Genomic DNA, 24,537 nt, shown 5'->3' with positions numbered 1-24,537 from the left:
GTGCCAGTTAGTCATTGTATTAATGAGCCAATGACAGTATTTATAATAATGAATTGCTAAACTGACACTATATGATCAATCACTTCAATTCGATGCTATTAAATTATCAGGTAGATTAGACCCGAATACTTGAACCTCAACCTTTCCTGTTTGTAGATTTGTTTCTATACTAATTAATATTGGAATATCATAATGATTTCGAAACTTAAAATCTGGTCCGCCCCACGAAACTGTAGCATCGCGATTTTTTGGTACGTACCCGATTTCTCTAGAATGGCTATGTCGCTCGATGATTTCTAGTCCAGCTTGATCAACCGCATTGTATAACGTTGATGAAGTTTGGCAAATCCCACCACCAATGCCCATGACAAATTCTTTATTTACAATTTCTTTTGCCTCCTGATAACCTCTTTCTATCGTTCGTTGTCCTACAACTTTATTAAATGAAAATATTTCATTAGGTCCAAGTACATAATGATCAATTGCTTGCGATGATAGCTTTATGTTTTGAGACCTTCCAGTTACGCTAGGATCAAAGTAAGTCGTATACGTACTTAATATCGTATTTTTTATTATTTCTAAGTCTTCGATTGTGACTTTGGGCTCTTCTTCATAGATCGGTAAAATTAATTCCTTATTATAATAGGCCAAACTCATCATTATCTCTACCAACTCTTGCTCAGATAAAATCACCCTATTTCTACCAGGTCTAATTTCTCCATCACGTGTAATAGATGGGTTAATAAGGGATTGATCAATTCCTAACGCTAATTGCCTTGCTACAAGGGCAGCTTTATCTTTATTAATTCCCTTATCAGCTTGGAAATCTAACTCTGATACCTCCAGCGTTAAAAGAACCTCACCGGTACGTCCATCGATAAGCGACCAAAGAAGTTCAATTTCACTTTTTTCTTGTAGGTGAATTTGTCTTAGTAAATAAGCCTCTTTACTTTCTTTATTACTTTCTTCCCCTACGTTATTATTAACATCAAAACAGCCATTTAAAAGGAACAGTGCCGTAAAAGCAATAAATATATTCTTCATCTATGTCCCACCCCTTCAAATTCCTACGAAATAATATATGGAATAGGACATTATTTTGATTACAGAAAATAGGATTAATTTCATAATTTTTTTGAATCATTCAGTATTTCATCATAAACAAAAAAAAGATGCAAACCTTTTTAGGTCATACATCTCCTCTTGCTTTTTTATTATTCTTTCTCTTTTGGCTTCTCACCTCTAAACACCAAGGCACTTCTCTCATATTCAACATCTCTGACCCCGTAGCGATAATTTATAACTCTTGCTATAGCAAAGAAGTAATCCGATAAACGGTTTAAATATTTTAAAACTATCGGGTTTATCTCATCTATTTTTTGCAGTTGAACAACAAGTCGCTCAGCTCTTCGAGTAACTGTTCGACAAAGATGAACAGTAGCAGCTGCTTTAGAACCGCCAGGTAAAATAAATTTCTCAAGTTCAGGTGCTTCTATAATATATTCATCAATTCGTTCCTCAAGAAAGGTAATCATTTCATCTTTTGCTTTAAAGGGATATTTCCTAGAAACGATCGCTAAATCACCTCCGCAATCAAAAAGCTCATGCTGAATTTTTTCTAACTCGCCTAGAATGTCCCCAAATAACTTCTCATCGAGCAGTGTTACAGCAAGACCTACAAAACTATTAACTTCATCGATTGTCCCATACGCTTCAACACGTACATGATCTTTGTCTAATCTGCCACCAATAACACTTGTTTTACCTTCATCACCGGTTCTTGTATATAGTTTCATTTCGTCGCCTCCTCAATTTTTTAAAACTTGCTGCAAACCATACCAGATTAATGAAACTTTTGTTGCCTTTAACGATAATTCTTGAAAACAACGTCCGACATCATCGCGAATTATTCGCTCTAGTTTTTCTGTTGGAACAATCCCTTTACCTATATCGGTTCCAATAATTATAAGTTCTCGTTTACCTGATTGTTTCTCCCAATTTAAAAGTACTTCAAGCCAATTTTGAAATGACGGAAGTGCAGATTTTTTGTTTTTGATAAGGTCGATAACAATTTGCTCTGCTCCCTCTATAACTATTATATTCGTATCGATACTGTAAGCTAGCAGGTTAAAATGACTTTCACTTTGCTCATAACAGTTAAACCAACTACAGTTTTGCTCATTTAATTGATAATTCTTTATGACCCAGCTCTTTTTGCCGTGAAAGGCTCCACCAGTGACGAAGTGCATCTCCATCCTCCTTCCAACAACAGTTGACGTTGCCAACTCAACGTGTATCCACCAAAATAATCTATTTCCCAGTCCCACCAGGATTTATGAACATACTCGGGGGAATATTCATCTAGCAAAAGGCGTATCGTTCCACCGTGAGTTACGATAAGGATCTTTCGATTTTGCATTTGACAGAATTGAGCAATTATTTCACGCCAGGATTGTAATACTCGTGTTTTAAACTGAAGAAACGCTTCTCCCTCTGGTAGGTCTGTATGAAATGGTTCATTTATCCAATTTTGATAATGTTGACTATCTTTTAACTCTTGATACGTTTTCCCTTCCCATATACCAAAGTTTATTTCTCTTAGTCGTCGATCCTCTATAATAATAGCTTGGGAAGAAGTAACTAGCTCCGCTGTTTCTTTACATCGCTTTAGGTCACTTGTATAAATAACATCGAAAGAACCATAAAGTTTAGAAACGTAATCTGATTTTAGAGCGTCTTCATCGAGGCATACGTCCATCCAACCAATATACTTTCGCTCTTTATTCTCTTTTGTTATCCCGTGACGAAGCAGAGTAATAGATACAATGTCATCCATAACCATAATTCCCCTCCCTCGACACTAGCACCTAAAGTATCGCCAGTAATTCCACCAAAAAAATGTTCGTCAATTTTAGCTGAGATAAAATAGAAGCAGACACTACTAAAAAACAAAATTACGACATACACAAATAAATGTTGAAAAAATAATACGTTAATTAAGAATAGAGTTAGCATCATAAGAAAATAACTAAAACTATCTTTTTTCTGAATAAACACTTGCATTCCGAAAGCCATTCCTTCTTGTCTGGCTGTAACCCCATAATATAACTTCATTCCCAAGATCACTCTTGTAAAAATAGGTATTAGAACAACAATAAGATAATCTTTTACATCAAGTATCATAATGACTTCATAAATAATAATAATTTTCCAAACTAACAATAAAAACAATGAAATAGCTGCAAATGCACCAATACGAGAATCTTTCATAACTTCTAATTTACCCTGCTTGCTTTTGTAAGAAAAAAAAGCGTCACTACAATCCATCCAACCATCTAAATGGAGGCCACCTGAATAAACAATTGACAAAGTAACTAACAATAGTGCAATAACTAACGGTGACACATTTGTCCACTCGTTCATAATAAACAATAAGCCAAACAGTAATACACCTAAAATCGCACCAACAACAGGAAAGGCGGCAACACAAACACGTACTTGCTTCTGCTCATAAGGAACCTGTTTTTTTAATGGCACTGTTGATAAGAATTGAAATGAACAAATTAAGCCTTCAATAACTACTTTCCATAACATTCCAGATTTTCTCCCCATTTTTGGACAATTTAAGCGAAATTTGATAAAGCACTTTATTTAGAACTTTCTTTCCAACATTACAGCAGCTATTACACCAACTAATGTTCACTTTTGACACACCCTTTTAACTTTAGAGGAATTCCCGCCTCAACTAAATAAACATCGTCTGCAGTTTGAACAATCTTTTGATGCAGTTCACCAATGAGTTTCATATAAGTTAACGTTGCTTTGCTGTAATACAGGCCACCATTTAATAGTTCATTAGAAACAATAAGCAAAGTAAAGTTGTTTTTTTGAGCATCAATTAAAAAATTCATAATTCGTTCAGAAATATCCTGTTGAATACTGAGATTATCCCAGCTTTGCAAATTGCGAAACAATTCATTTGCTATAAGAGTAGTTAAACAATCTATTAAAATAACTTGATTTTGCTTTAAATTAGTATAGATAAGCTCGAGCCCCGTCGACTGTTCCCATGTTTCCCATGTAAATCCACTTTCGTTCCGCTGTTCTTGGTGCTTTTGTATTCGGATTTCTATCTCAGTATCATATTTTTTACTAGTAGCGATGTATATCAGTTTATTTCGTACTGGTGTTACAAGTGAATAAGCTAATTTCTCAGCGAATGAGCTTTTGCCACTTCTCACTCCTCCCGTAATAAAAACTAGCATCGCTGTTTCCACCTTTGTAATACCGTTAGTAGTTGATTGTTTTCTTCCACAGTCTTGATTGCCAACCTGAGATATCGACCTTCTAAAGTAGGGAAATTGTATGTATGACGTGGAATTAAGCCGTTCTCAATTAAATATTTCATTAATATTAAGCAGTCTTCTTGCTTTTCTACTTCGCGCAAAAGGTAAAAATTCACTTGTGAATTTGATGTTTCATAACCTAATTGTTGTAAGCGATAAAAAACTCGCTTACGTTCTACTGTAACAAACTCTTGTACGTTCTTTACATACTGCACATCCTCTATACAGTCGCACCCTAACAATTGTGCAATCCCGTTTACACTCCAGGGATTTTGTAACTTACTTATGTTTTTAATAATTATTGGATTAGCTGCCATATATCCTAAACGAAGACCTGCGATACCATACATTTTTGTTAACGACCGTAACACGATTAAATTAGGGTACCTCTTTATTAACTGAATAAGAGTTTTCCCTTCTTCTTGAAAATCGAAAAATGCTTCATCAATGACGACAGTAATATCAACCAAAGCTAAACTTTTAATTACATCTTCTAATTGTCTCAAGGGGTAGGCCACACCTGTTGGATTGTTTGGATTACAAATAAATAATAATTGACTTTTCAAACAGCCTTGAAGTATTTTATCTACATCAAATAACCATGGTTCATTGAGTACAATGGCTTCGATATCGCAGCCAAAAGTTCGGCAAGCGTCCCGATACTCTGAAAAAGTCGGTTCAACGATTGCAACTCGTTTTCTTTGGAAATACATTGCAATTAAAAATATTAATTGGGCTACTCCATTTCCTACTAATAGTTCATTAGTAGCGAGATGTTCTTTTTCAGCAATTACCATTTTTAATTTTTCCGATGTTGGATCAGGATATTTTGTTATCACTTCTAGATAATTGTTCCAGTTGTCAACTACATGCCTTTGTATTGGAAGGGGTGTTGTATTTACACTGAAATCAATCGCGTTTTCTTGAAGCGGTAATTGTAAAAGCTTTGTTAAATGTTTTGGATTAGCTCCATGACTAGGTAGTTGCATAAATTAATCCTCCTACCATCCATAAAAAAATTAGAAAGCCTATGCATGTACGAACCATGATATTATTAGCAAAAATGATGTGATCACGTTGCAATGGAAAAATCGGATCGCCCATCAATGCTCTTAAAGACTCAATTCCTTTATACGTATTCCTTCCCCCTAGCTGTACAGCTAAGAGCGCTGCCATCGCTGCCTCAAGCCAGCCGCTGTTAGGGCTTGGATGTTTCTTGGCATCACGAATTACTATTTTAAAACAACCAACCTTGCTTACCTGTGAACGATTAATAAGCACCATAATAACCCCTGTAATACGACTAGGTAGTAGATTTAACAGGTCATCTAAGCGTGCTGAAGCCCAACCAAAATCGTAGTATCGCTCATTTTTATAACCAACCATCGAATCACATGTATTAACCGCCCGATAGACAATCGCTAATACTCCACCACCCAAGAGAGCATAAAAAAGTGGGGCAGTAATCCCGTCACTTGTGTTTTCAGCTACTGTTTCAACTGCACCGCGAACGATATCTTCCTCATTTAAATTTTGAGTATCTCTACCTACAATCATCGCTAATTTTTTTCTAGCTGTAATAAAATCGTTTCTCTTAAGAGGTAAATAAACTTCCATGGCAGCATCCTTTAAACCTTTTGTAGCAATAGTCGTCGAAATGATAAATGCTTCAACTAATACGCCTATCCCCCAATGCAATTGATAACTTACTAATATAAGGGAACCAACAATTAAAGTAATAATCGTTAAATAGAAAAGCAAAAAGACTATCCCTTTCGGTTTTCTATTTTGGCCTTGATTAAGCCGCTGCTCAAATATAGTTATTAATTTACCCATCCCTCTAACAGGATGTGGTAGCCACTTCGGGTCACCAATTAGTAAGTCAATAATAAATGCTAGCGTTAGTGCTATTATATGTGTTTCAATGTTCATTGACCTACTCCACGCTTCCTGTTAGAACGAATGGCATCTAATGTGGCTTCATAAACTGCCAAACCAATCGTTTTTCCTAGGCTGGTAATTGTTCCGGCATAATTAAATTCAGTTCCTGTTTGTGTTCCAGCAATCATCATACTATCAGTTGATGTCCCTGTAGCGATCGTCTTCATGACTGGATCTCTAACTTCTTCATCTTGTAAAGCTTTAACTTTTGCTTCTGTTGCAGTCATCATCGCCTGAACAAAGGCTGCTTCGGTTAGGTTACCCTTAATAAAAATCCATGTGTTTATGGTGCCAACTGTCTTTCGTCGCTCATTTTGATAGTAAGACCTAGAAGCATCAACAGCATTTGATAATCCCGCAGTAACTACAACAAAGACAGAAAATTCTTTTTCATTTTTTTGAATGAATGATACATCTTCTAGCTTAGCAGCTGTCATCATACCAACCGTTTCAGTAAAATCTATTTTTTTTGCCGATAAATAAGTTTTAAATTCAGCTTCAGCATCATCATAATTATACTCTTTATCTACATGTCTATTTACAAAGGTTCGCACCCAGTTAAAACCAGCCCCTATTATAGCAGATGATAACGTCTTAAGAAGGACTGGACTTTCAACTATGATCATTTCAATTGATTGGGTTATCTTTAAATTTTGTAAGATGTTTTTGTCATCATCTACCTGCTTTTCTTTCATAACACTGGTTCACCCCTAATTTCTAGACTTTCCTTGCCTTATCCAAGATAACTCGAATACAGGTCCCCCAATTAAGGTAGTAATTACACCGATTGGTATTTCTGTAGGCACAATAATAGTTCTTGGAAGTAAATCAGCCAATACTTTTTTTGCAAAGCAATAAACCTATAAGAAAAATAAAAAGTTCCCGAAAACGGGAACTTTGGTTAGTCAGATATATGCCAAGTTACTAATAGATAACTAAGTACATAACTGCTTCACCTTTTCCGCGAAGGTTTCACATATTTCCTTAAGGCAGGTCTCCTGACTTACGCATAGCAAATGTTTTTCCTTCCCATCACAGGGACGTGACAGTGGATCAAATAAACATTCTAGCGTTTACAGTGGCGGGACCGTGCTGGACTTACACCAGCTTCCCTATTAACACTTTACCTAAATAAAGTGACCTTAAAGATTTTATTATTAATTTAATAATCTTATTATACATAAAATTCTTCCTATAAGAAAAGCTTTTTGTTTTCTTGTGGATTTTGGCTGATGATTTTTAAACAAGCCAATTTTACAGGTATAAGCATAACAGTGCAGGGAAAGAAGTTCCTAAATTTAACACTCTGAGTTACGAGGTAGAGCTCCTGAATGTGTAATATGTTATAATTTAGCTGTAATATCTAAAATTATTTGGGAGGTTATGCAAGTGGGAGTAGAAGAACATCGAAAAGAAGCACCTAAAACCGTTAACTGTATGATCATCACTGTTTCCGATACGCGAACAGTTGAAACTGACAAGAGTGGTCAACTAATGAAAGAATTATTAACAGAAAATGGAAATTATCACGTTGTTGACTATCATATTGTTAAAGATGAGTATACACAAATTCAATCCTTAATTCGGGAAGCATCGGAACGTCCTGAAGTCGAAGCTGTCTTGCTAAACGGAGGAACTGGAATTACGTTTAGAGACACTACATATGAAGCAGTAAGAGACATGTTAGATAAAGAGATGCCTGGTTTTGGGGAGATCTTTCGATATTTAAGCTATGTAGAAGACATTGGTCCTGCTGCAATTTTAAGCCGTGCAATTGCCGGTGTACGTGGAGCAACTGCCGTTTTCTCAATGCCCGGTTCGTCTGGTGCAGTAAAACTTGCTATGAACAAAATAATCGTTCCAGAATTAGCTCATGTTATGCGTGAAATTTACAAAGATGCTAAAAAATAAATAAAATTAAAGTCGCTGTCTTCCCTGTCTCCTCGCTGTAAAATTCTAACGAATTTTAGATGCTCGTTCAAGGAAATCCAGCGACTTTTAGTTAATACTCACTCAAAAGCATTTTTCATACAAAATTCTCTACAAATTGTTTCATAAGAAACAATTTTTTTCGTAGTAATTGTTTATCATTCATCATTTTTCGAAGGGATAAAGAAGGAAAATGTCGTTCCTTCACCTAATTTGCTGTGAACTGATACATGTCCATTATGAGCTTCAACGATGTTCTTAACGATAGCTAGTCCAAGTCCTGTACCCGATCTTCCCCTTGTCCGCGCTTTATCAGCTTTATAAAACCGTTCAAACACGAATGGCAAATCTTCTTCAGGTATTCCTGAACCAGTGTCATGAACGTCTACTTTTATGCCATCTCTAAGCGGAGAAACTGCTAAAATGACGGATCCTTGATCACTTGTATGGCGCATTGCATTATCAATCAAGTTTGTTAATACTTGCTCAATTCGATCTGCATCTATTAAAATTTCTTGCTCAATATCTGCAATTTCAGCTTTTAGCTGAATATTATGGTCATTTGCCATACCTTGGAACTTTCTCAACACTCTTCTAGAAAATTCTCTAATATTAATTGGCTCAATATTTAATTGAATATGACCAGCTTCCATTCTTGCTAGATCAAGGAGCTCATTAACTAGGCGTCCCATTCTTAAAGATTCATCATAAATGATTTGCGCAAGTTCTTTATTCTCTTCTTCCGAACCAGCGATATCATCAATAATCGCCTCACTATAACCTTGTAACATAGCAATAGGTGTGCGCAATTCATGAGAAACATTTGCAATAAAGTCTTTTCGCAACTTATCATGTAATCGTTCTTCAGTCATATCCCGAAGAACTGCAACCGCTCCCCTGACAAAGTTTTCATCATAAAGAGGTGTCATTAATACAACCCATGTTCTCCCTTGAACATCGACTTCCGCCATTTGTTCTTTTTCTAAGGCTACAACTTGTTGAAAGAGCTTTTTGATGGCCTTTGGCAAATCATCAGTACTTTCAATACTATTTGTACTTTGCTCAAAATGCCATGCTTGAATAAATTGCTTAGCAGGAGGATTTGTTAACACAATAGATCCCTTTCGATCTAAGGTAATGACTCCATCTGCCATACTACTAAGAATTCTCGATAACTGTTCCTTTTCTTGATTTAGAGCAGTTAAATTTGTGTTAAGGACTCTTCCCATACGATTAAAAGCCATTGCTAGTGACCCAATTTCATCTCGTGTTAAAATTGGCACCTTCGTATCAAAATTTCCTTTCGCCACTTCTAAGGAGGCTTGGCGCATCTTCCTCAGTGGGGCAGTAATTCTTGTTGATAAGAAAAAAGCAAAAATTGTAGTTAATACAATGGCAATACCTGCAGCTAGAAAGATAATATGCTTTGTCTGAGCTAGAGCTTCTTCAACCACTTCCAGATATTGGTATACATATAAGACACCAGTACGATTTTGAACTAAGTCTACAGGCATTCCAACGACTAACACTTCATTATGAATTTCCTCGCCATTTAAATAAAATGGAAAGTCTCCCCTTGTAATCACTACTTCCTTATTAGTGATTACTTTAGCTAGACTAGGATTCGATTGGAATATTTCTACAGGAATTTTCTCGTCCTCATCTGGATAATACAAAAGTTCACCTTCATCTAAGACAAGTAGCAATTTCATTGAGTAATTATCAATTAACCGCTTACTTGTTGAAAGGGCTACTTCTTCTGTTTCATATTCTTCTAAAATCGAAGCAATCATAATTGCATGATTTGTAAGCTGTTCTTCAGCCTGATCAGTATGGAATTTTTCAAAGTATTGTAAAAGCATAATTGTTAGTATCGTTAAAACAACGGAGACTAACAAAAGAATTGTAAACCAAAGCTTACCTACTACACTTCTCCAAAACATTACTCTTTCACTGCCTCAAACTTATAGCCAACACCCCAAACAGTAGAAATCATTGCAGCTGCTTCTGGAGAAATGCGGTTTAATTTCTCACGTAGACGTTTAATATGAGTGTCTACCGTACGTAGATCTCCAAAAAATTCATAATTCCAAACATCCTTTAATAATTGTTCACGAGCAAACACTTTATCCGGAGATTGTGCCAAATAGTAAAGTAACTCATACTCCTTTGGAGTTAAACTAATTTCAGCGCCATCGACAGTAACTCGGTGTGCATCGTTATCAATTGTTAAATGTGGGAATACTAAAACATCTTTACTGGATGTTTCCGTCTGTAAAAATTTGGTAGAAGATGATCTTCTAAGTAATGCTTTTACACGAAGAACAACTTCTCTTGGACTAAATGGCTTAACAATGTAATCGTCTGTTCCAGCTTCGAATCCTTGAACCCGATTAGCTTCTTCACCTTTTGCCGTTAGCATAATAATTGGAGTAGCCTTTGACTTACGCAGTTCTTGACAGACTTCAATTCCGTCCATTCCAGGCATCATAATATCTAATAAAATTAAGTCATAATTATTGTCAACGGCCATTTGAAGGGCGATTTCCCCATTTTCTGCGTCTTCTACTTCATAATTTTCTCTTTCAAGATACATTTTTAAAAGACGGCGGATACGCTCCTCGTCATCAACTACTAAAATTTTTGCTTCCTTTGACATAAATAACTCCCCCTCAAGCTTTTAAAAATACAGGATTAAAAAAAATTATACCTACTATAAGTATATTACATAATAATATATTTTAACATAACATCTACATTTGACTATAAAAAATTGTCTCTTGATTAATTATTTCGGTTTCTTATCACAAAAAACGCTTCGGTTAAATGCCAATCCGAAGCGTTTTACTTTTAGAATTTAAGCATAGGAATGTAACCCTGCAATAACCAAGTTGACAAAAATTAAGTTAAACATAATAATCGCAAAACCAATCACGCATAGCCATGCCGACCTTTCGCCATGCCACCCTCTTGATAACCGCAAATGAAGGTATGCTGCGTAATATAAAAATGTAATTAACGCCCAAACTTCTTTAGGATCCCAGGCCCAAAAGCGTGTCCAAGCAATTTGTGCCCATATCATTGCAAAGATTAATCCACCTAAAGTGAAAATTGGAAAACCAATAGCAATGGCACGGTAACTAATTTCGTCTGCAGAATGCGGACTAACTCCACGAAGAAAAGGTTGAAATAATTGACCAACTTTCCTTCTCGTTAAAATTCTAACAAGATAATACAAGATTAATCCGGTAAATAATGACCAAATAACTGTATTTAAATCACTACTCTTAATATTAGGATGGACATTAAAAAGTGGTGACAATCGCCCTTCTGTTAAAAGCACACCCTCATTAGGTCCGACAAGAGCTGGCAAGTGATAGAGCATTTCTGCCTCATTTCCTTTTTCATTTATATAAGTAAACTGTGCCTCATAGTTCAACGCATTAAATGTAGAAGTTATTAAGATAAATCCGACTAAACTTATGATTGAATACAGTACAAATTCAATTGCCTTCACTTGCTTATCGTTCTTCTTAAAGTCAATAGTTCTTAACAAATAAATTAAGCCGCCCGCAAAACCTATCGCTAAAATCCCCTGACCTAGCGCAGTTGTTATAACGTGAATTTTTAACCAATAGCTTTGCAGTGCTGGAATGAGTGGTGATATCTCACTAGGGAACATTGATGCATAAGCGATAATTAGCATGACAACTGGCATTGTAAAAAAACCAAGGACATTCGTTTTATATATTGGATAGATAATCACAAAAGCAAGTGACATCATAATTCCTAAAAACGTAGTGTACTCAAATAGATTACTAACAGGAGCATGTCCAGCAGCAATCCAACGAGTAACAAAATACCCTACGGCAAACAATAACGCCACAATAGATGAAGTATAGCCTAATATTCCAGCTCGATTTTGTTCTTCTCCCGCTTTGTTTTTAAACTTTTTTCCAGTTAGCGAAACAGCAAAAAAGATTGTAGCGATTAAATAAACGAAAAAAGCAATTAATAATAAATTACTACTTAACTGAGCCACTTTTTGCCCTCCCTTTTTCTAATGGTAAATTTGAAATTTACACTTTTTCTTCTGCTTCTACTTTATCAATTGGCATTGTCAGTTGTGTGGAATTGACGATAGCTTCAATGTCCTTCTTTAATCCGTACCAGTTTTTATTCGTGTGAGCAGAAAGCCATACCTCATCGTTCACCTTTTGGATCCATATTCGACGATGTGTCCAGTACATTCCCTGAATTAAGCCAATCATAAAGATAATCCCACCAACAATCAGTATCCCTAATGTGTGATCTTTTCTAACAACTAAGTTGGTCACATCGTTCATTTCAATATCAACAAATCTCATTCGATGTGTGTTTTCTCCATTAATATCTTGATTCGTTTGAATTCCGACAAAAGAGATTTCACCTTCTTCATTATCGGGAGTGATCATCTTAAAAATGAAAGCCGGGTTATTCGGTATTCGAGATTTCGATGCCGGAGTACGGTTTTCGTCAAAGTGAAAATCAGGAAAATATTCAATGATTTCGATTTTATAACCATTATCTAAGTCATAGACAGAGCTAGGGTCATATGTTGAAACATCAATTCTACCAAAACGATTTCCAGTCTCTAGTTCTTCTAGCTCAAAGCTCATTTGACTTATTTCATTTTGCTTAAAGGCATATTGGTATAAGGCATAGCTATTAAACTTGAACGGATCATTTACTTTAATGTCATGCTTTGCTATTTCAACTAGTTCTGGTTCTCTCCCAACAACACCATCGTCTACTCGTTGAAACAACGTTGCCGAAGTTTGATACGTTTTCACGACTGGGCTGCCTACTCTTGTTAATGCGTCTTGAAAGCGCTCATCCGTATCATCATAAAATTCGACGAGAAACTGATCATTTCTCAGAAAGAATTCACCATCAGTTCCTCGAATTACAACAGTTTCTCCTTCTCTAACCCAAATGTTTTCATCAACATACATCCCTGGGAAAAAGCGGAGCATACAACCTATTAGAAAGATAATGAGACCGATATGATTGACATAGGGACCCCATCTTGAAAATCGACCTTTTTCGGCGACGAGATTACCATTCTCTTCAGTTATGTTGTACTTTTTTAATTTTGATTTTTGCTTCGCTTGTTCGATAGTTTCACTAAAATCATTTACTTTTGAAATCCCATGAACTCTTTGCTTTTGCAAAAATACCGCGTGACGTGTGACACGTTGTGTTTTTAAGGCACGGTGTAATGGTACAACGCGATCAAGACTACAAATAATTAATGAGACACCTAAGGAAGCAATTAAAAGCATGTACCACCAAGAGTTATATAAATCATGAAAACCGAATGAATAATATAATTGACCTAATGTACCGTATTCGTCCTGGTAAAATAAACTTGGGTTAGCACCTGGGGGGATATACATTTCCTGAGGAAAGATTGTTCCTATGCTTGATGCTAACAAAGTAATAACAATTATCCAAATCCCAACTTTGACACTTGAGAAAAAGTTCCAAACCTTATCTATAATTGTCTTATTATACGTTTGCGACCGCCTGGCGACACCTTCATAACGCATATTAATTAATCCCTTTTCTTCTTCCTCAAAGAAAGGTTTTCCACAAGACTCGCAAATTACTGTGCCGTATGGATTTACATGACCACACTCACATTTTACTTTTTCCATTTATGACACCTCATTGTGGAGTAGGTAATAGTTTTTGAACATAGTTTTCAACCATTTGCTCTGTCATACCACCAATTCTACGTTCAATCACAACTCCGTTTTCGTCTATTAAAAAAGTTGCCGGTAATTCTCTAACTCCATAAACTTGACTAACTTGCAAACCTTTATCCAATAAAATCGGAAATGACAAGCCATAACGTTGTACGAACCGATCAATCGCCAAAGGTGCTTCATCAAAGTTTACAGCGAGGACAACAATTCCCTGGTCTTTGTATTGTTGGTAGCTGCTTTCCATATAAGGCATTTCATCACGGCACGGTGGACAAACAGTAGCCCAAAAGTTTAGAAAAACACCTTTGCCTTTTAGGTCGGCTAATTCTATTTCTCTTCCCTCTAAATCTGTTAACACAAAATTAGGCGCCAAATCCCCTACACTAACAATATCTTTCTGATTTAAAAAGCTTGTATAAAATGTATAGCCTAAAGCTAAAGTAATTCCTAGAAGTACGACGAGGCGGGTGATAAAACGCCGGTTTTTCATGTTGTACCTCTCCTCCCCCTAAAACTTTTATTTTAACCATATCTATATTAACACTACTTTAAGGTTAGTAACAATTTTATTGCACTACTTATTTTCTGCCAATTCTCGTAATTGCTTGATCTCATGTGGTCTAAGCTCTCTTGCTTCACCAGTATTTAACCCTTTTAATGTTAAAAACCCATACATTTCTCGCTTTAATTTCAGTACCGGATGGCCAATTGCTTCGAACATCCGTCTAACCTGCCGATTTCTGCCTTCATGAATTGAAATTTCAATAATTGAAGTACCCGTTTTCGGATTACCAGACACAAACTTGACTCTAGCTGGGGCCGTTTTTCCATCTTCTAGCATAATTCCTTTTTCGAGCTGCTTTAGTTTCTCCCGACTTGGAACACCTTGAACTTTTGCCATATACATTTTTGTTATTTTATATTTAGGGTGCATCAAAATATTTGCCAATTCACCATCATTGGTCATTAACAGTAAGCCAGATGTGTCATAATCTAATCTTCCAACTGGAAACAACCGGTGTTCATTACTGAAAAAGTCAGTGACTACTCTTCTGCCTTTGTCATCACTTACACTAGAGATAACCCCTGTTGGTTTATATAGCATATAATAGACAGGCTCCTCACGATCAAGAGGAACCCCATCGACCTCTACTTTATCTTTTCTAGGTGTTACCTTTGTACCTAACTCAGTAACAACCTCACCATTAACTGTTACTCGACCTTCTTTAATAAGCTCTTCTGCTTTTCTTCTCGAAGCAACCCCTGCTTGAGCAATAATTTTTTGTAAACGTTCCATTACTTCCACCTCATACATATTTAAATTTTTTCATTTTAAAGAGATTTGTCTTTATCCACGATAGTAAAATGACAGAAAAATAAAGCTGATAAAACTTACTTTCATTGTTCATTGTACATCATAAACGGACCATTACCTATTATAAGCAATACTACCATGTTTTTAACAACTTTATTTTTATTTATGGTAAGTTCTGATCAAAAAAGAAAGGCCTACAATTTGTAGGCCTCCAAGTTTCACTTTTTTATTTACTTACATTGAGCCAAAAACAATCGTTACAACAGCAATTGATGCAATAATTCCAACTACATCAGCTAGTAATCCAACTTTTAAAGCATCACCCATTTTTTTTATTCCAACCGCTCCAAAATAAACGGTTAAAACATAGAATGTCGTGTCAGTACTTCCTTGCATTGTAGACGCTAATCTACCTATGAACGAGTCTGGTCCATATGTAGCAATTAAGTCTGAAGTCATCCCTAAGGCTCCTGTTCCTGATATAGGACGAATAAACGCCAGTGGAACAATTTCAGTAGGAACACCAATGGCTTGCAAAGCTGGTTTTAATAAATTTATAAAAAAGTCCATTGCTCCCGAAGCCCGAAAAACGGATATTGCGACTAACATCCCAACTAAATAAGGAATGATTGAAATTGCCATGCCAAACCCTTCTTTAGCTCCGTCCACAAATGTTTCATATGTAGGAACTCGTTTCACTGTTCCATATAATAATATAAATATAATTAATAACGGAATAAGCCAAATTGAAATTACACTAATCCAAGCCATTACAAATCCCTACCTTTTTTGACACGACGATAATAAAAGAAGCGATCAATCATTATTGCTGCTAATGTCGAACAAGTCGTTGCGATTAAAGTTGTTCCAACAATTTCTGTCGGATTTACAGAACCATAATTCATCCGAATCGAAATCACAGTAGTTGGAATTAGGGTAATGCTAGCTGTATTAATGGCAAGCAACGTAATCATTGAACGACTTGCAGAATCTTTATTACCGTTCAATGCTTTTAACTGTTCCATTGCTTTAATACCCATTGGCGTTGCTGCATTTCCCAAGCCAAATAAATTTGCCGTCATATTCGATAAAATGTAGCCCATCGCTGGATGATTACTCGGAACCTCAGGAAACAGCCTTGTTGCAATTGGTTTCATTATTTTCGCTAACCCGTCTAAAAGTCCAGAAGCTTGGGCAATTCGCATTAAACCTAACCAAAACACTAGAATACTAATTAAGCCAATGCATATGGAAACTGCATCCTGCGCCCCTTTAAAAATGGCTTCATTGACCGCATCCATTTTGCCATTTAATGCGGCAAAGATGATACCGATGATTAGCATTAACATCCATATAATATTAACCATCTTTGTTAACTCCTAGTGTCATAGAAACTAACTCAATAAACTTAGACCAGAAGTTTTTTTTCTCCTCTTGTAAATTACCAATAAATGAGAGCGGCACTTCACCAATAACTGTTCCATTAAGTTCGATGCTGATTTTCCCGACAGGATTAGGAATGCCATTTTCTTTCCATTCGTTCGCTTTTGGCGGGGTGTATAAAGTTATTTTTTTACTAATCGCTGTTTTTTCTCCGGCTGTTAACGGGTACTCGAATGTATAATTTGCACTTACTTTATCTTTATAAAATTCATCTTGAAGGTTATCAACAATCCCTTCTTTAACAACAGGGTACACTTCGAATGTATCAAAACCCCAATTATACATATACATGTGGTCCTGCCAATCACTAGGTGCATTTATTGTTACGGCAATTAAATTGACATCATCTTTTGTAGCCGTTGAGACTAAAGTACGCTTTGCCCTTTTTGTATAGCCTGTTTTTCCACCTGTACAATACTTATATAGTTGCGTAAGAAGCCGATTTTTATTTTGCCAAATACGGTCCCAGTTTTCCCCTTCTTGTGGTGCTCGGTAACTTTTAGTTCCTGAAATTTCCCGATACTTTTCATCTTTCATCGCATACCTAGTAAGAAGTGCCATGTCATATGCAGTAGAATAATGTTCTTCATGGTCATCTAAGCCATGGGGATTATTGAATACCGTTTTATTCATTCCAATTTCTTTCGCTTTTTCATTCATCAGATAAACAAATCCATCTAAACTACCGCCTACATGTTCAGCAATAGCTACTGCTGCATCATTTCCAGAACGGAGCATGAGTCCGTATACTAAATCTTCAAGCTTAATTTTTTCCCCTAGTCTTAAGTAAAGTGAAGATCCTTCTGTTCCAAATGCATTACTACTTACTGTTACGATTTCATCCATTTCCCCTGATTCGATTGCTAAAATGGCTGTCATTATTTTCGTTATACTAGCAATACGCAGTTGCTTATGAGCATCCTTTTCGTAAAGCACTCGTCCACTTTCTTGCTCAATTAAAATCGCTGCTTGCCCTGATACGGATAAATTATTTGCTCCTACGTTTACTGTTGATATTGAAAATAGTAACAAAAATACTATAACACCCAAGTTTATTTTCTCTAATTTTTTTTTCACCATTTTCGATACCTCGTCCCTTTGTCTGTTTTGTACAAGTGTATGCACAAAAAAAGACGTTATGATTACAGTTTCGAATAATATAAAAAACTCAAGCACTTTATATTCGCCTAACATCGTTCAAACGAAAAAAAGTAAACCCGCTATTTATGCAGATTTACCTTCTAAATATTTCTTGATACTTTTATATTAGTGTAAATATTTATTTACCTTTTTTAGTACATCGTTCATTTCGGAAGCACAATTTATAAATAAAGCTTTGGCATCTTGATTTTCGGTTTGGAGCGAAAAAATTTCTAAATCTGCTTGAACTTTTTTTATCGAAGCTAATAACAGTGGCTTTTCTTTAGGCTCAGGGACTTTTATTTTATCATCAAAAAGATCCACGGAAAGTTCTCCGAAGCTATCAACTTGTCCAAGATAAACATTTTCAATAGCAACCCCTTGTTTTTCTAACTCTCCCTCAAGCCAGCCACGATTTAAGCCAATGGTTGCTAAAGCTTCATCGATTACTTTTCCATCCATAGCTATTGTTTGTGGTTCTTTAATTGGTGCAACTGGAATTAACATATCTTTTGCGGTTAATGGCTGATTTTCTTTTTTTAGTAAAACGTTAATATCACCGCTCGATTCAAGGACGGCAAATTCTACATCTGCGACTTTAAAAACATTTTTTGCTCGTAGTTGCTTCAATAGATCATCAGTCGTAAAACGTTCTTTCTTTAAATTATCTTCTAATACTTTGCCGTCTTTAATTACTGGTATCCCTTTACCAAAGATAAAGTTTCGAAACGCAATACTTTTCAAGGAAATGTAGTTTACAATCCCGACAATCGCAAGCCATGTGATAAGCGCTGTTAGCGAATATCCTACTGGAATTGCTATATTAAAGGATCCAATTGCCAATATAACACCAATAATGAACATCGATGTTGCTTCGAAATAAGAGAAATGAGCAATTGATTTTTTGATAAAAAGCTTTGCTGTAATTAATAAAATGAAAAATGCGACTACCGATCTAATGATTATTTCTACCCAACCTGGTATGTTCATGAGACCCTCCTTTCTTTAGTTAAAGAGGTATAGTTAAAACCCTTTATATTGCGGTTCTTCAAACTCTATTTCACCAACTCTTGCTTCCATTTGTTGAATGACTTTACGGGTTTTCAAACAAGTCTCATGAAAGATTTGACTTGCCTCTTTTTCCTCTGTCTTTAGGGCTAGACTGTTTAAGTTTGCTTCGATACTTTTTAAACTAGCTAGACATTGTTTAACTTGTGATCCCACTGTCATAGTCTTCACTCCTTATCCTTTTGGCTTGAAAATTAGTGAAGCAATAAAGCCAAAAATAATTGCTGCAGATATACCTGCACTTGTTACTTCAAATATACCTGTAATCACACCGACAAGCCCACTTCGCTCTGCCTCTGCCATCGCCCCATGAACGAGTGCATTACCGAATGAGGTGATTGGGATTGTCGCTCCTGCGCCTGCAAAATCAATCAGTGGTTCATATAGACCAAAGCCGTCTAGTATTGCACCACTAACTACTAATGTGCTCATCGTATGGGCTGGTGTTAGCTTCATGACATCCATCAACACTTGTCCAATCACGCAGATAATCCCACCGACAACAAAAGCCCAAAAAAAGATCATTTCAGTCCACCTCCAACTTCAATAGAAACAGCGTGAGCGATACAAGGGATTGTTTCATTTTGTTGAAACGATAACGGGGAAAGTAAAGCTCCAGTTGCTACTACTAACATCCGCTTAATTTCCCCTTGTTTCATACGATTAAGTAGATGGCCATACGTCACTCCAGCAGAACAACCGCACCCACTTCCCCCCGCAAACACCGGTTGGTCCTCATTATAAATAAGTAAACCACAATCTTGAAAGCGTTCTTTATTAATAGATATTCTATGCTTTTTAAATAAGTCGACGGCAATTTCACGGCCAATTTCCCCTAAATCACCTGTGAAAATGTAATCATAATAGGAAGCGTCAATATTCCTGTCTTTCAAATGAGCTTCAATCGTATCAACCGCAGCCGGAGCCATTGCCGCCCCCATATTGAATGGATCACTCATACCCATATCGATCACTTTACCTAACGTAGCGGATGTAACGACGGGACCTTCACCTTCGGTACTTACAATTGCAGCGCCAGCGGCTGTCACAGTCCATTGCGCGGTTGGTGGTTTTTGACCGCCATATTCTGTCGGATAACGAAATTGTTTTTCAGTAGCTGTATTATGGCTTGCTGTTCCTGCTAATACATTTTTTCCAAACTTGCTATCTACGATTAAAGCTGCTAATGCTAAACCTTCCATTGAAGTTGAGCAAGCGCCAAATAATCCTACGTGTGGTGCACTTAGCGATCTACTTGCAAAGCTTGTCGGTGTAATTTGATTAATTAAATCGCCAGCTAAAATAAAATCGATGTCCTGTTTTGTTAAACCTGCCTTCTCGACAGCCTTTGTACAAGCTTCTTCAAACATCACCTTTTGTGCCTTTTCATAAGAATCTTGTCCAAGCCAAAGGTCACCGTGAATCGTATCAAAATCATTTGCGAGTTTACCTTTGCCTTCAAAAGGACCACAGATTGTCCCGGTTGCAACTATTTTTGGGTTGTTCTCAAAAAGCCACGTTCGATGTCCTAACTGCATTTTACAATCCACCCCATTGCACAATAATCGTTTTAATAATAGCGATAACAAAGGCTGCAAACGTACCGAAAACGATAACAGAACCTGCTAATTTAAACATATTACCGCCGACACCAAGTACATAACCTTCGGATCTGTGTTCAATCGCCGCTGAGGCAACTGAGTTAGCAAAGCCTGTAACCGGCACTGCACTACCAGCCCCAGCAAATTGTCCAATACGGTCGTAGACACCAAAACCTGTTAATAAAACCGCAACAAAAATCATTGTAGCAACAGTTGGATTACCTGCCGTTCGTTCGTTAAATTCAAAAAAGTGAACATAAAATGTCTGGACGAACTGTCCGATGAAACAAATAAATCCACCAACCAAAAAAGCTTTTAGACAATTTTTAAGTATTGGTCGAGGGATTTCGCGCTTTTTGGCTAAACTATGGTATTCTTGTTGAACTGGTGTTAAGTTCTTCTTTTTCTGATCTGACATTCTCCCACCCCTTTGAATTATTAACCCTTCATAAAGTCCTCAATTTTTATCCACTGTTTTTCAACATCTGCTACTTCTACCTTATTGTTATTTATTTGTTGTTCTAACTTTTCTAACTCGAGAAATACTTTTTTATCAGTTGATACATGGACCTTTGCATCAGGGAAGCGTTTTTTTACTTTGTCATGAGCTTCTTTACGTATCCGGTCTAAAAAAAACCGATCAAATTGCTTAACACTGACAGCGATATAAATGTCTTCTTTAAATGTAGCTCCCCTTACTGCAATAACTTCATCCATAGATAGAACAATTTGTTTTGCTTCATCAGCCTTTGTTTGGTCAATGACTTTATTTGCCCCGATATAAAGAGGCTTAACTTCTCCTTGCCCAGCCATATTACAGCCTGGTAAAAAAAGAAGGGAAATAAGGAAAAGGACAATTACCCTACTCATCTAATCATTCCAATCTTTAGTTGTTAGTGGTTCTTACTATGTTAGTTTTTTACAAAATGATATTTTTATGTAATATTAAAAAAAGAGGTGACATAGCTCTTCAGAAGTTTGACTATCTAAAAGCCTAATTCCACCTCTTTTCTTGCTTAATTTTTGTATTGAGGCTCTTCTTGTTCCATTTCCTGTACTCTTGGTGATAAAGTGTCTACAATCATTTGTGTTTGTTGGGCACAATTTTGATACATTTGTTTCGCTTGTTGATTATCTGTTTGTAGTGCGAATGTCTCAAAACTTGCTTGAGCACTCTTTAATCCTGCTAGTGTTTGTTTTACTTGCGCTGCTACCGTCATTAAATACTACCTCCTATTTTTTGTATTTCATGTATCAGTTCATATCTTGTTTTTTAATTGCTAAATTATCCTGTTAATTTTTTTCAATTGGGTAATTAATTTCTATAAAGGTTGATTTTTGATAAAAGTTTAGTTAATTCAAATTCCAGGAGGTTAAAAATGACGAGCTTTCAGCTTATAATCATTGGCTTAATTTCCGTCACATTTGTCGCAGTTATAAGCCAACTACTACTTTCAAGAAAGCTTTTTAAGGAATTAAACTATCTTAAAAGCTTATCTAGTAAAGAACCATTAAATAATGAAAATTTGAAAGACGAACTTACTGCAACGCTACTATTAAAAATGTTTGCAATCCGCAATGCTGTCCAAAAACAAGGAACAAACATTCATGTAAAAGTAATCGAAAATGCACCTAAAGAAATTGGGATTGATGCACAATTACTCAAAAAATACTTCTCTAATCAAAACATTGCCATAATAAATGAATATTGGCAGCTTTTTGATGATTACTTAAACAACTACTGGGTTGCTAAAAATGGAAAATTCAAAACCGTTTTTTCAGGTGTAATAGAGAAGAAAAGCGGAGATGTCGGGGAACTAATGCGTGGTTCAGAACAACTTGTTTTAAAACTAGATCAACTTCTTGAGGATTTTCAAAAACTAAATCACTCTTAACCTAATAAGAGCTGTCCAATAAGGAAGTATCAGTCAACTCATCTACTAGAAATAGAGCGTGTACAAACACTTCTATTCCAAGCTTCAATTCGAGGGGATCATACACTTATGGTATAGTCTCTTTTTTTTATACCATTCAATGAGTAATAACCTTTGTTTCCGAACAAAATAAAAAACAATGGATTTAGGGAAAATTGACTTTTTTCAAAGAGTCAAAATCTTTCGGACAGAAAAGGAGTTATTTATTGATGAAAAAATTAATTTTTCTCTTAGTCATTTTTTTACTACTATTTTCAGCATGCCAAGCGTCTCCTGAAAACAATGCCTCAATTAAAGGTCTTGAAAAAAACGGTAAAGATCCACATAAGAAAGTCATTTTAGTAATGATCGATTCGATGACAGGTTCGGTCATTGATCGTACAAAGGAAAAGGGGACAATCCCTTCATTGCAATTCTTAATGGAAAACGGCCAGTATTACAATGACTTAGTAGCTCCGTTCCCATCGATGTCTGTAGTAATTGAAAGTACGTTGCTAACGGGACAAATGGCTGATGGCCATAAAATTCCGGGTCTAAATTGGTATAACAAAGCTGAAGATCGCTATGTCGATTATGGAACATCTATCGAGAAAACCCTTAAGCTAGGTCCTAAACAATCAATTGAAGACTCTTTATATCATTTGAATAATACTCATTTGAGTCAAAATGTAGCAACTATATTTGAAGAATTGCATAATAAGGGCTACACAACTGGTTCAGTCAATTTTATCGTTTATCGTGGTCATAAATCTCATCCTGTTAATATCCCACCTATATTTCATGAAGTATTAGACTTACCTGAGGCTATGCATACTAATGGGCCAGATCTTTTAGCTTTCGGACAGTTAGTAAAGCCAAAAGCATTAAAAAATAAACGAATGCCAGAATCAGTCTTCCGTAAACTTGGTTTAAATGATGAATATTCAGTAGAAGCAACCAAAGCATTAATCAAGGCAGGAGAACAACCTGATTTTTTAACTGTATTTTTACCTGATTTTGATCGAGATGCACATGAACATAGTATTCATTATTTAAAAGGCTTTGAAAAAGCCGAAACTTTTTTTCAGGAAATTCTAAACAGTTATGATAGTTGGGACAAAGCACTCGAAGAAAATATATTCATTGTTATGGGGGATCATGGTCAAGACAAGCTTTTGGATAACGATGAACAATTAACCATTGATTTAGAACAAATCTATGAGGGTTTTGCTGTAGCTCCATTAGGGGAAAAAGTAAGTGAATACGAGTTAGCATTTGCAAATAATCATCGTATGTCATACGTATATGCTCCTAACAACCCTAGCGCCTTGCCGCAATTAGCTGAATTGGCTATGGTCGATCATCGCATTGCTCTTGCTAGTTGGGTTGAGGGCGATTGGATATACGTTACATCTCCAAATTCGAGCTCTTATTTCCGCTTTAAGCCAGGTAATAGCTACCGAGACCGTTATGATCAAGGCTGGGAGATTGAAGGTGATGAAAAGATCGTCTCACTAAAAATTGAAAAGGACAAATTGAGCTATGTTGACTATCCAGATGTGTTAAATCAGTTGCAATCTGCTTTATATAGTCACGACATACCAACCTTAGTTTTGGCTGCGAAACCAAGCTATCAATTTTATTCAGAAGGGGCCCCAGTTCATGAAGCTGGTGGCGAACATGGTGGCATTCATGCCAATGATACACTTGCAGCTCTCATAATAGCTGGTACAGATAAGAAGCCAAATAAATTACGAATCGTCGATTTAAAAGAATATATCCTAGATTTAATTGAAAACTAGATAATCGAAAGGGGCGGCTTTAATAAGCCGCCCCACTCAATTAAAATGGTTGCCATTGGACTTGTTTAGCAGTTGTAAAGCGCTTATTTGCATGGATCCAATTAACGACATTCCACCAATTATCCACATATAAATCACGGTTATTTTTATACTGTAAATAATAGGCATGTTCCCAAACGTCTAAAGGTAATATTGGAATGACATCCCATTGACTCAAGTTTTGATGTTTTTCTGCTTGTAAAATTTCTAACCTTCTAGCCCGTGGTGCCCAGACTAAAATCGCCCAACC

The 24,537-nt window shown here is 36.2% G+C and carries 29 protein-coding genes, 1 pseudogene and 1 riboswitch; of the genes and pseudogenes, 3 read left to right on the top strand and 27 right to left on the bottom strand.

Features of this window, described 5'->3' with window-relative positions; translation table 11 throughout:
- Window positions 1-84: 84 nt before the first annotated feature.
- The 10 genes and pseudogenes from ACK4M9_RS15285 to ACK4M9_RS15240 form a co-directional block, all read right to left on the bottom strand.
- The gene (locus ACK4M9_RS15285) at window positions 85-1,044 is read right to left on the bottom strand and encodes a VanW family protein (protein ID WP_409852321.1); all 960 of its coding nucleotides are present in this window, start codon (window positions 1,042-1,044) and stop codon (window positions 85-87) included.
- Between the two features lie 170 nt (window positions 1,045-1,214).
- Complete coding sequence (locus ACK4M9_RS15280; protein WP_409852319.1) at window positions 1,215-1,796, bottom strand: cob(I)yrinic acid a,c-diamide adenosyltransferase; 582 nt, start codon at window positions 1,794-1,796, stop codon at window positions 1,215-1,217.
- A gap of 12 nt (window positions 1,797-1,808) precedes the next feature.
- Complete coding sequence (locus ACK4M9_RS15275; RefSeq protein ID WP_409852318.1) at window positions 1,809-2,249, bottom strand: bifunctional adenosylcobinamide kinase/adenosylcobinamide-phosphate guanylyltransferase; 441 nt, start codon at window positions 2,247-2,249, stop codon at window positions 1,809-1,811.
- Window positions 2,198-2,842, bottom strand: coding sequence for a histidine phosphatase family protein (locus tag ACK4M9_RS15270; protein WP_409852315.1), 645 nt, complete (start codon window positions 2,840-2,842; stop codon window positions 2,198-2,200). Before ACK4M9_RS15270 ends, ACK4M9_RS15275 begins: the two co-directional genes overlap by 52 nt.
- The gene (locus ACK4M9_RS15265) at window positions 2,794-3,594 is read right to left on the bottom strand and encodes an adenosylcobinamide-GDP ribazoletransferase (RefSeq protein WP_409852312.1); all 801 of its coding nucleotides are present in this window, start codon (window positions 3,592-3,594) and stop codon (window positions 2,794-2,796) included. Before ACK4M9_RS15265 ends, ACK4M9_RS15270 begins: the two co-directional genes overlap by 49 nt.
- A 98-nt stretch (window positions 3,595-3,692) precedes the next feature.
- Window positions 3,693-4,265 (bottom strand): bifunctional adenosylcobinamide kinase/adenosylcobinamide-phosphate guanylyltransferase, encoded by a 573-nt coding sequence (locus ACK4M9_RS15260; RefSeq protein WP_409852309.1) that lies wholly within the window; start codon window positions 4,263-4,265, stop codon window positions 3,693-3,695.
- Window positions 4,259-5,335, bottom strand: coding sequence for a threonine-phosphate decarboxylase CobD (cobD, locus tag ACK4M9_RS15255; protein ID WP_409852307.1), 1,077 nt, complete (start codon window positions 5,333-5,335; stop codon window positions 4,259-4,261). Before cobD ends, ACK4M9_RS15260 begins: the two co-directional genes overlap by 7 nt.
- The gene (gene cbiB / locus ACK4M9_RS15250; RefSeq protein WP_409852304.1) at window positions 5,322-6,278 is read right to left on the bottom strand and encodes an adenosylcobinamide-phosphate synthase CbiB; all 957 of its coding nucleotides are present in this window, start codon (window positions 6,276-6,278) and stop codon (window positions 5,322-5,324) included. The genes cobD and cbiB overlap by 14 nt, the downstream gene beginning before the upstream one ends.
- Entirely contained in the window at window positions 6,275-6,982 is a 708-nt protein-coding gene (locus tag ACK4M9_RS15245; protein ID WP_409852302.1) for an adenosylcobinamide amidohydrolase, read from the bottom strand. Before ACK4M9_RS15245 ends, cbiB begins: the two co-directional genes overlap by 4 nt.
- A gap of 15 nt (window positions 6,983-6,997) precedes the next feature.
- A pseudogene (locus ACK4M9_RS15240) lies at window positions 6,998-7,126 on the bottom strand (iron chelate uptake ABC transporter family permease subunit); the annotation flags it as partial.
- A gap of 132 nt (window positions 7,127-7,258) precedes the next feature.
- A riboswitch (cobalamin riboswitch) is annotated at window positions 7,259-7,447 on the bottom strand.
- A 223-nt stretch (window positions 7,448-7,670) separates the two neighbouring features.
- Between ACK4M9_RS15240 and ACK4M9_RS15235 the strand changes: the two are divergent.
- Window positions 7,671-8,198 carry a MogA/MoaB family molybdenum cofactor biosynthesis protein gene (locus ACK4M9_RS15235; protein ID WP_409852299.1) on the top strand — a complete coding sequence of 176 codons (528 nt, stop codon included), beginning with the start codon at window positions 7,671-7,673 and terminating at the stop codon, window positions 8,196-8,198.
- Between the two features lie 176 nt (window positions 8,199-8,374).
- On the opposite strand, the gene ACK4M9_RS15230 is transcribed toward ACK4M9_RS15235, so the two are convergent.
- From ACK4M9_RS15230 to ACK4M9_RS15155, 16 genes are all read right to left on the bottom strand, one after another.
- Entirely contained in the window at window positions 8,375-10,159 is a 1,785-nt protein-coding gene (locus ACK4M9_RS15230) for an ATP-binding protein (RefSeq protein ID WP_409852296.1), read from the bottom strand.
- Window positions 10,159-10,875 (bottom strand): response regulator transcription factor, encoded by a 717-nt coding sequence (locus ACK4M9_RS15225; protein WP_409852293.1) that lies wholly within the window; start codon window positions 10,873-10,875, stop codon window positions 10,159-10,161. Before ACK4M9_RS15225 ends, ACK4M9_RS15230 begins: the two co-directional genes overlap by 1 nt.
- Window positions 10,876-11,073: 198 nt before the next feature.
- Window positions 11,074-12,258, bottom strand: a complete 1,185-nt coding sequence (ccsB, locus tag ACK4M9_RS15220; RefSeq protein ID WP_409852290.1) for a c-type cytochrome biogenesis protein CcsB — start codon at window positions 12,256-12,258, stop codon at window positions 11,074-11,076.
- A 37-nt stretch (window positions 12,259-12,295) separates the two neighbouring features.
- Complete coding sequence (resB, locus tag ACK4M9_RS15215; protein WP_409852287.1) at window positions 12,296-13,915, bottom strand: cytochrome c biogenesis protein ResB; 1,620 nt, start codon at window positions 13,913-13,915, stop codon at window positions 12,296-12,298.
- A gap of 10 nt (window positions 13,916-13,925) precedes the next feature.
- The gene (gene resA, locus ACK4M9_RS15210; RefSeq protein ID WP_409852285.1) at window positions 13,926-14,456 is read right to left on the bottom strand and encodes a thiol-disulfide oxidoreductase ResA; all 531 of its coding nucleotides are present in this window, start codon (window positions 14,454-14,456) and stop codon (window positions 13,926-13,928) included.
- Between the two features lie 84 nt (window positions 14,457-14,540).
- On the bottom strand, window positions 14,541-15,263 hold the full coding sequence (locus ACK4M9_RS15205) for a pseudouridine synthase (protein WP_409852282.1): 723 nt from the start codon (window positions 15,261-15,263) through the stop codon (window positions 14,541-14,543).
- Window positions 15,264-15,515: 252 nt separating this feature from the next.
- On the bottom strand, window positions 15,516-16,052 hold the full coding sequence (locus tag ACK4M9_RS15200) for a spore maturation protein (protein ID WP_409852279.1): 537 nt from the start codon (window positions 16,050-16,052) through the stop codon (window positions 15,516-15,518).
- Window positions 16,052-16,648 carry a nucleoside recognition domain-containing protein gene (locus tag ACK4M9_RS15195; RefSeq protein ID WP_409852276.1) on the bottom strand — a complete coding sequence of 199 codons (597 nt, stop codon included), beginning with the start codon at window positions 16,646-16,648 and terminating at the stop codon, window positions 16,052-16,054. The genes ACK4M9_RS15200 and ACK4M9_RS15195 overlap by 1 nt, the downstream gene beginning before the upstream one ends.
- On the bottom strand, window positions 16,641-17,804 hold the full coding sequence (locus ACK4M9_RS15190) for a D-alanyl-D-alanine carboxypeptidase family protein (protein WP_409852274.1): 1,164 nt from the start codon (window positions 17,802-17,804) through the stop codon (window positions 16,641-16,643). The genes ACK4M9_RS15195 and ACK4M9_RS15190 overlap by 8 nt, the downstream gene beginning before the upstream one ends.
- A gap of 186 nt (window positions 17,805-17,990) precedes the next feature.
- Window positions 17,991-18,848, bottom strand: a complete 858-nt coding sequence (locus ACK4M9_RS15185) for a DUF421 domain-containing protein (protein WP_409852617.1) — start codon at window positions 18,846-18,848, stop codon at window positions 17,991-17,993.
- Between the two features lie 39 nt (window positions 18,849-18,887).
- The gene (locus tag ACK4M9_RS15180) at window positions 18,888-19,094 is read right to left on the bottom strand and encodes a DUF1657 domain-containing protein (protein WP_409852271.1); all 207 of its coding nucleotides are present in this window, start codon (window positions 19,092-19,094) and stop codon (window positions 18,888-18,890) included.
- Window positions 19,095-19,106: 12 nt separating this feature from the next.
- Window positions 19,107-19,457, bottom strand: a complete 351-nt coding sequence (gene spoVAE / locus ACK4M9_RS15175) for a stage V sporulation protein AE (RefSeq protein ID WP_409852269.1) — start codon at window positions 19,455-19,457, stop codon at window positions 19,107-19,109.
- Complete coding sequence (spoVAD, locus tag ACK4M9_RS15170; protein WP_409852266.1) at window positions 19,454-20,470, bottom strand: stage V sporulation protein AD; 1,017 nt, start codon at window positions 20,468-20,470, stop codon at window positions 19,454-19,456. The genes spoVAE and spoVAD overlap by 4 nt, the downstream gene beginning before the upstream one ends.
- Before the next feature lies 1 nt (window position 20,471).
- Window positions 20,472-20,951, bottom strand: a complete 480-nt coding sequence (gene spoVAC / locus ACK4M9_RS15165; protein ID WP_409852263.1) for a stage V sporulation protein AC — start codon at window positions 20,949-20,951, stop codon at window positions 20,472-20,474.
- 20 nt (window positions 20,952-20,971) lie between these two features.
- Window positions 20,972-21,403, bottom strand: a complete 432-nt coding sequence (locus tag ACK4M9_RS15160) for a YhcN/YlaJ family sporulation lipoprotein (protein WP_409852260.1) — start codon at window positions 21,401-21,403, stop codon at window positions 20,972-20,974.
- A 146-nt stretch (window positions 21,404-21,549) separates the two neighbouring features.
- Complete coding sequence (locus ACK4M9_RS15155; RefSeq protein ID WP_409852257.1) at window positions 21,550-21,753, bottom strand: DUF1657 domain-containing protein; 204 nt, start codon at window positions 21,751-21,753, stop codon at window positions 21,550-21,552.
- Window positions 21,754-21,912: 159 nt separating this feature from the next.
- Here ACK4M9_RS15155 and ACK4M9_RS15150 point away from each other — a divergent pair, with 159 nt between their 5' ends.
- Together ACK4M9_RS15150 and ACK4M9_RS15145 are read left to right on the top strand one after the other, a co-directional pair.
- Window positions 21,913-22,428 carry a hypothetical protein gene (locus ACK4M9_RS15150; RefSeq protein WP_409852255.1) on the top strand — a complete coding sequence of 172 codons (516 nt, stop codon included), beginning with the start codon at window positions 21,913-21,915 and terminating at the stop codon, window positions 22,426-22,428.
- 248 nt (window positions 22,429-22,676) lie between these two features.
- Window positions 22,677-24,248, top strand: coding sequence for an alkaline phosphatase family protein (locus ACK4M9_RS15145; protein ID WP_409852252.1), 1,572 nt, complete (start codon window positions 22,677-22,679; stop codon window positions 24,246-24,248).
- Window positions 24,249-24,288: 40 nt separating this feature from the next.
- Here the strand turns inward: ACK4M9_RS15145 and ACK4M9_RS15140 are convergent.
- The coding region (locus ACK4M9_RS15140) for a superoxide dismutase (RefSeq protein ID WP_409852250.1) at window positions 24,289-24,537 on the bottom strand (249 nt) is incomplete at its 5' end.

Source organism: Anaerobacillus sp., from assembly GCF_046314235.1.
GTDB lineage: Bacteria > Bacillota > Bacilli > Bacillales > Anaerobacillaceae > Anaerobacillus.
Note: the sequence above shows the minus strand (reverse complement) of the source record. Positions and strands in the feature narration are given on the sequence as shown.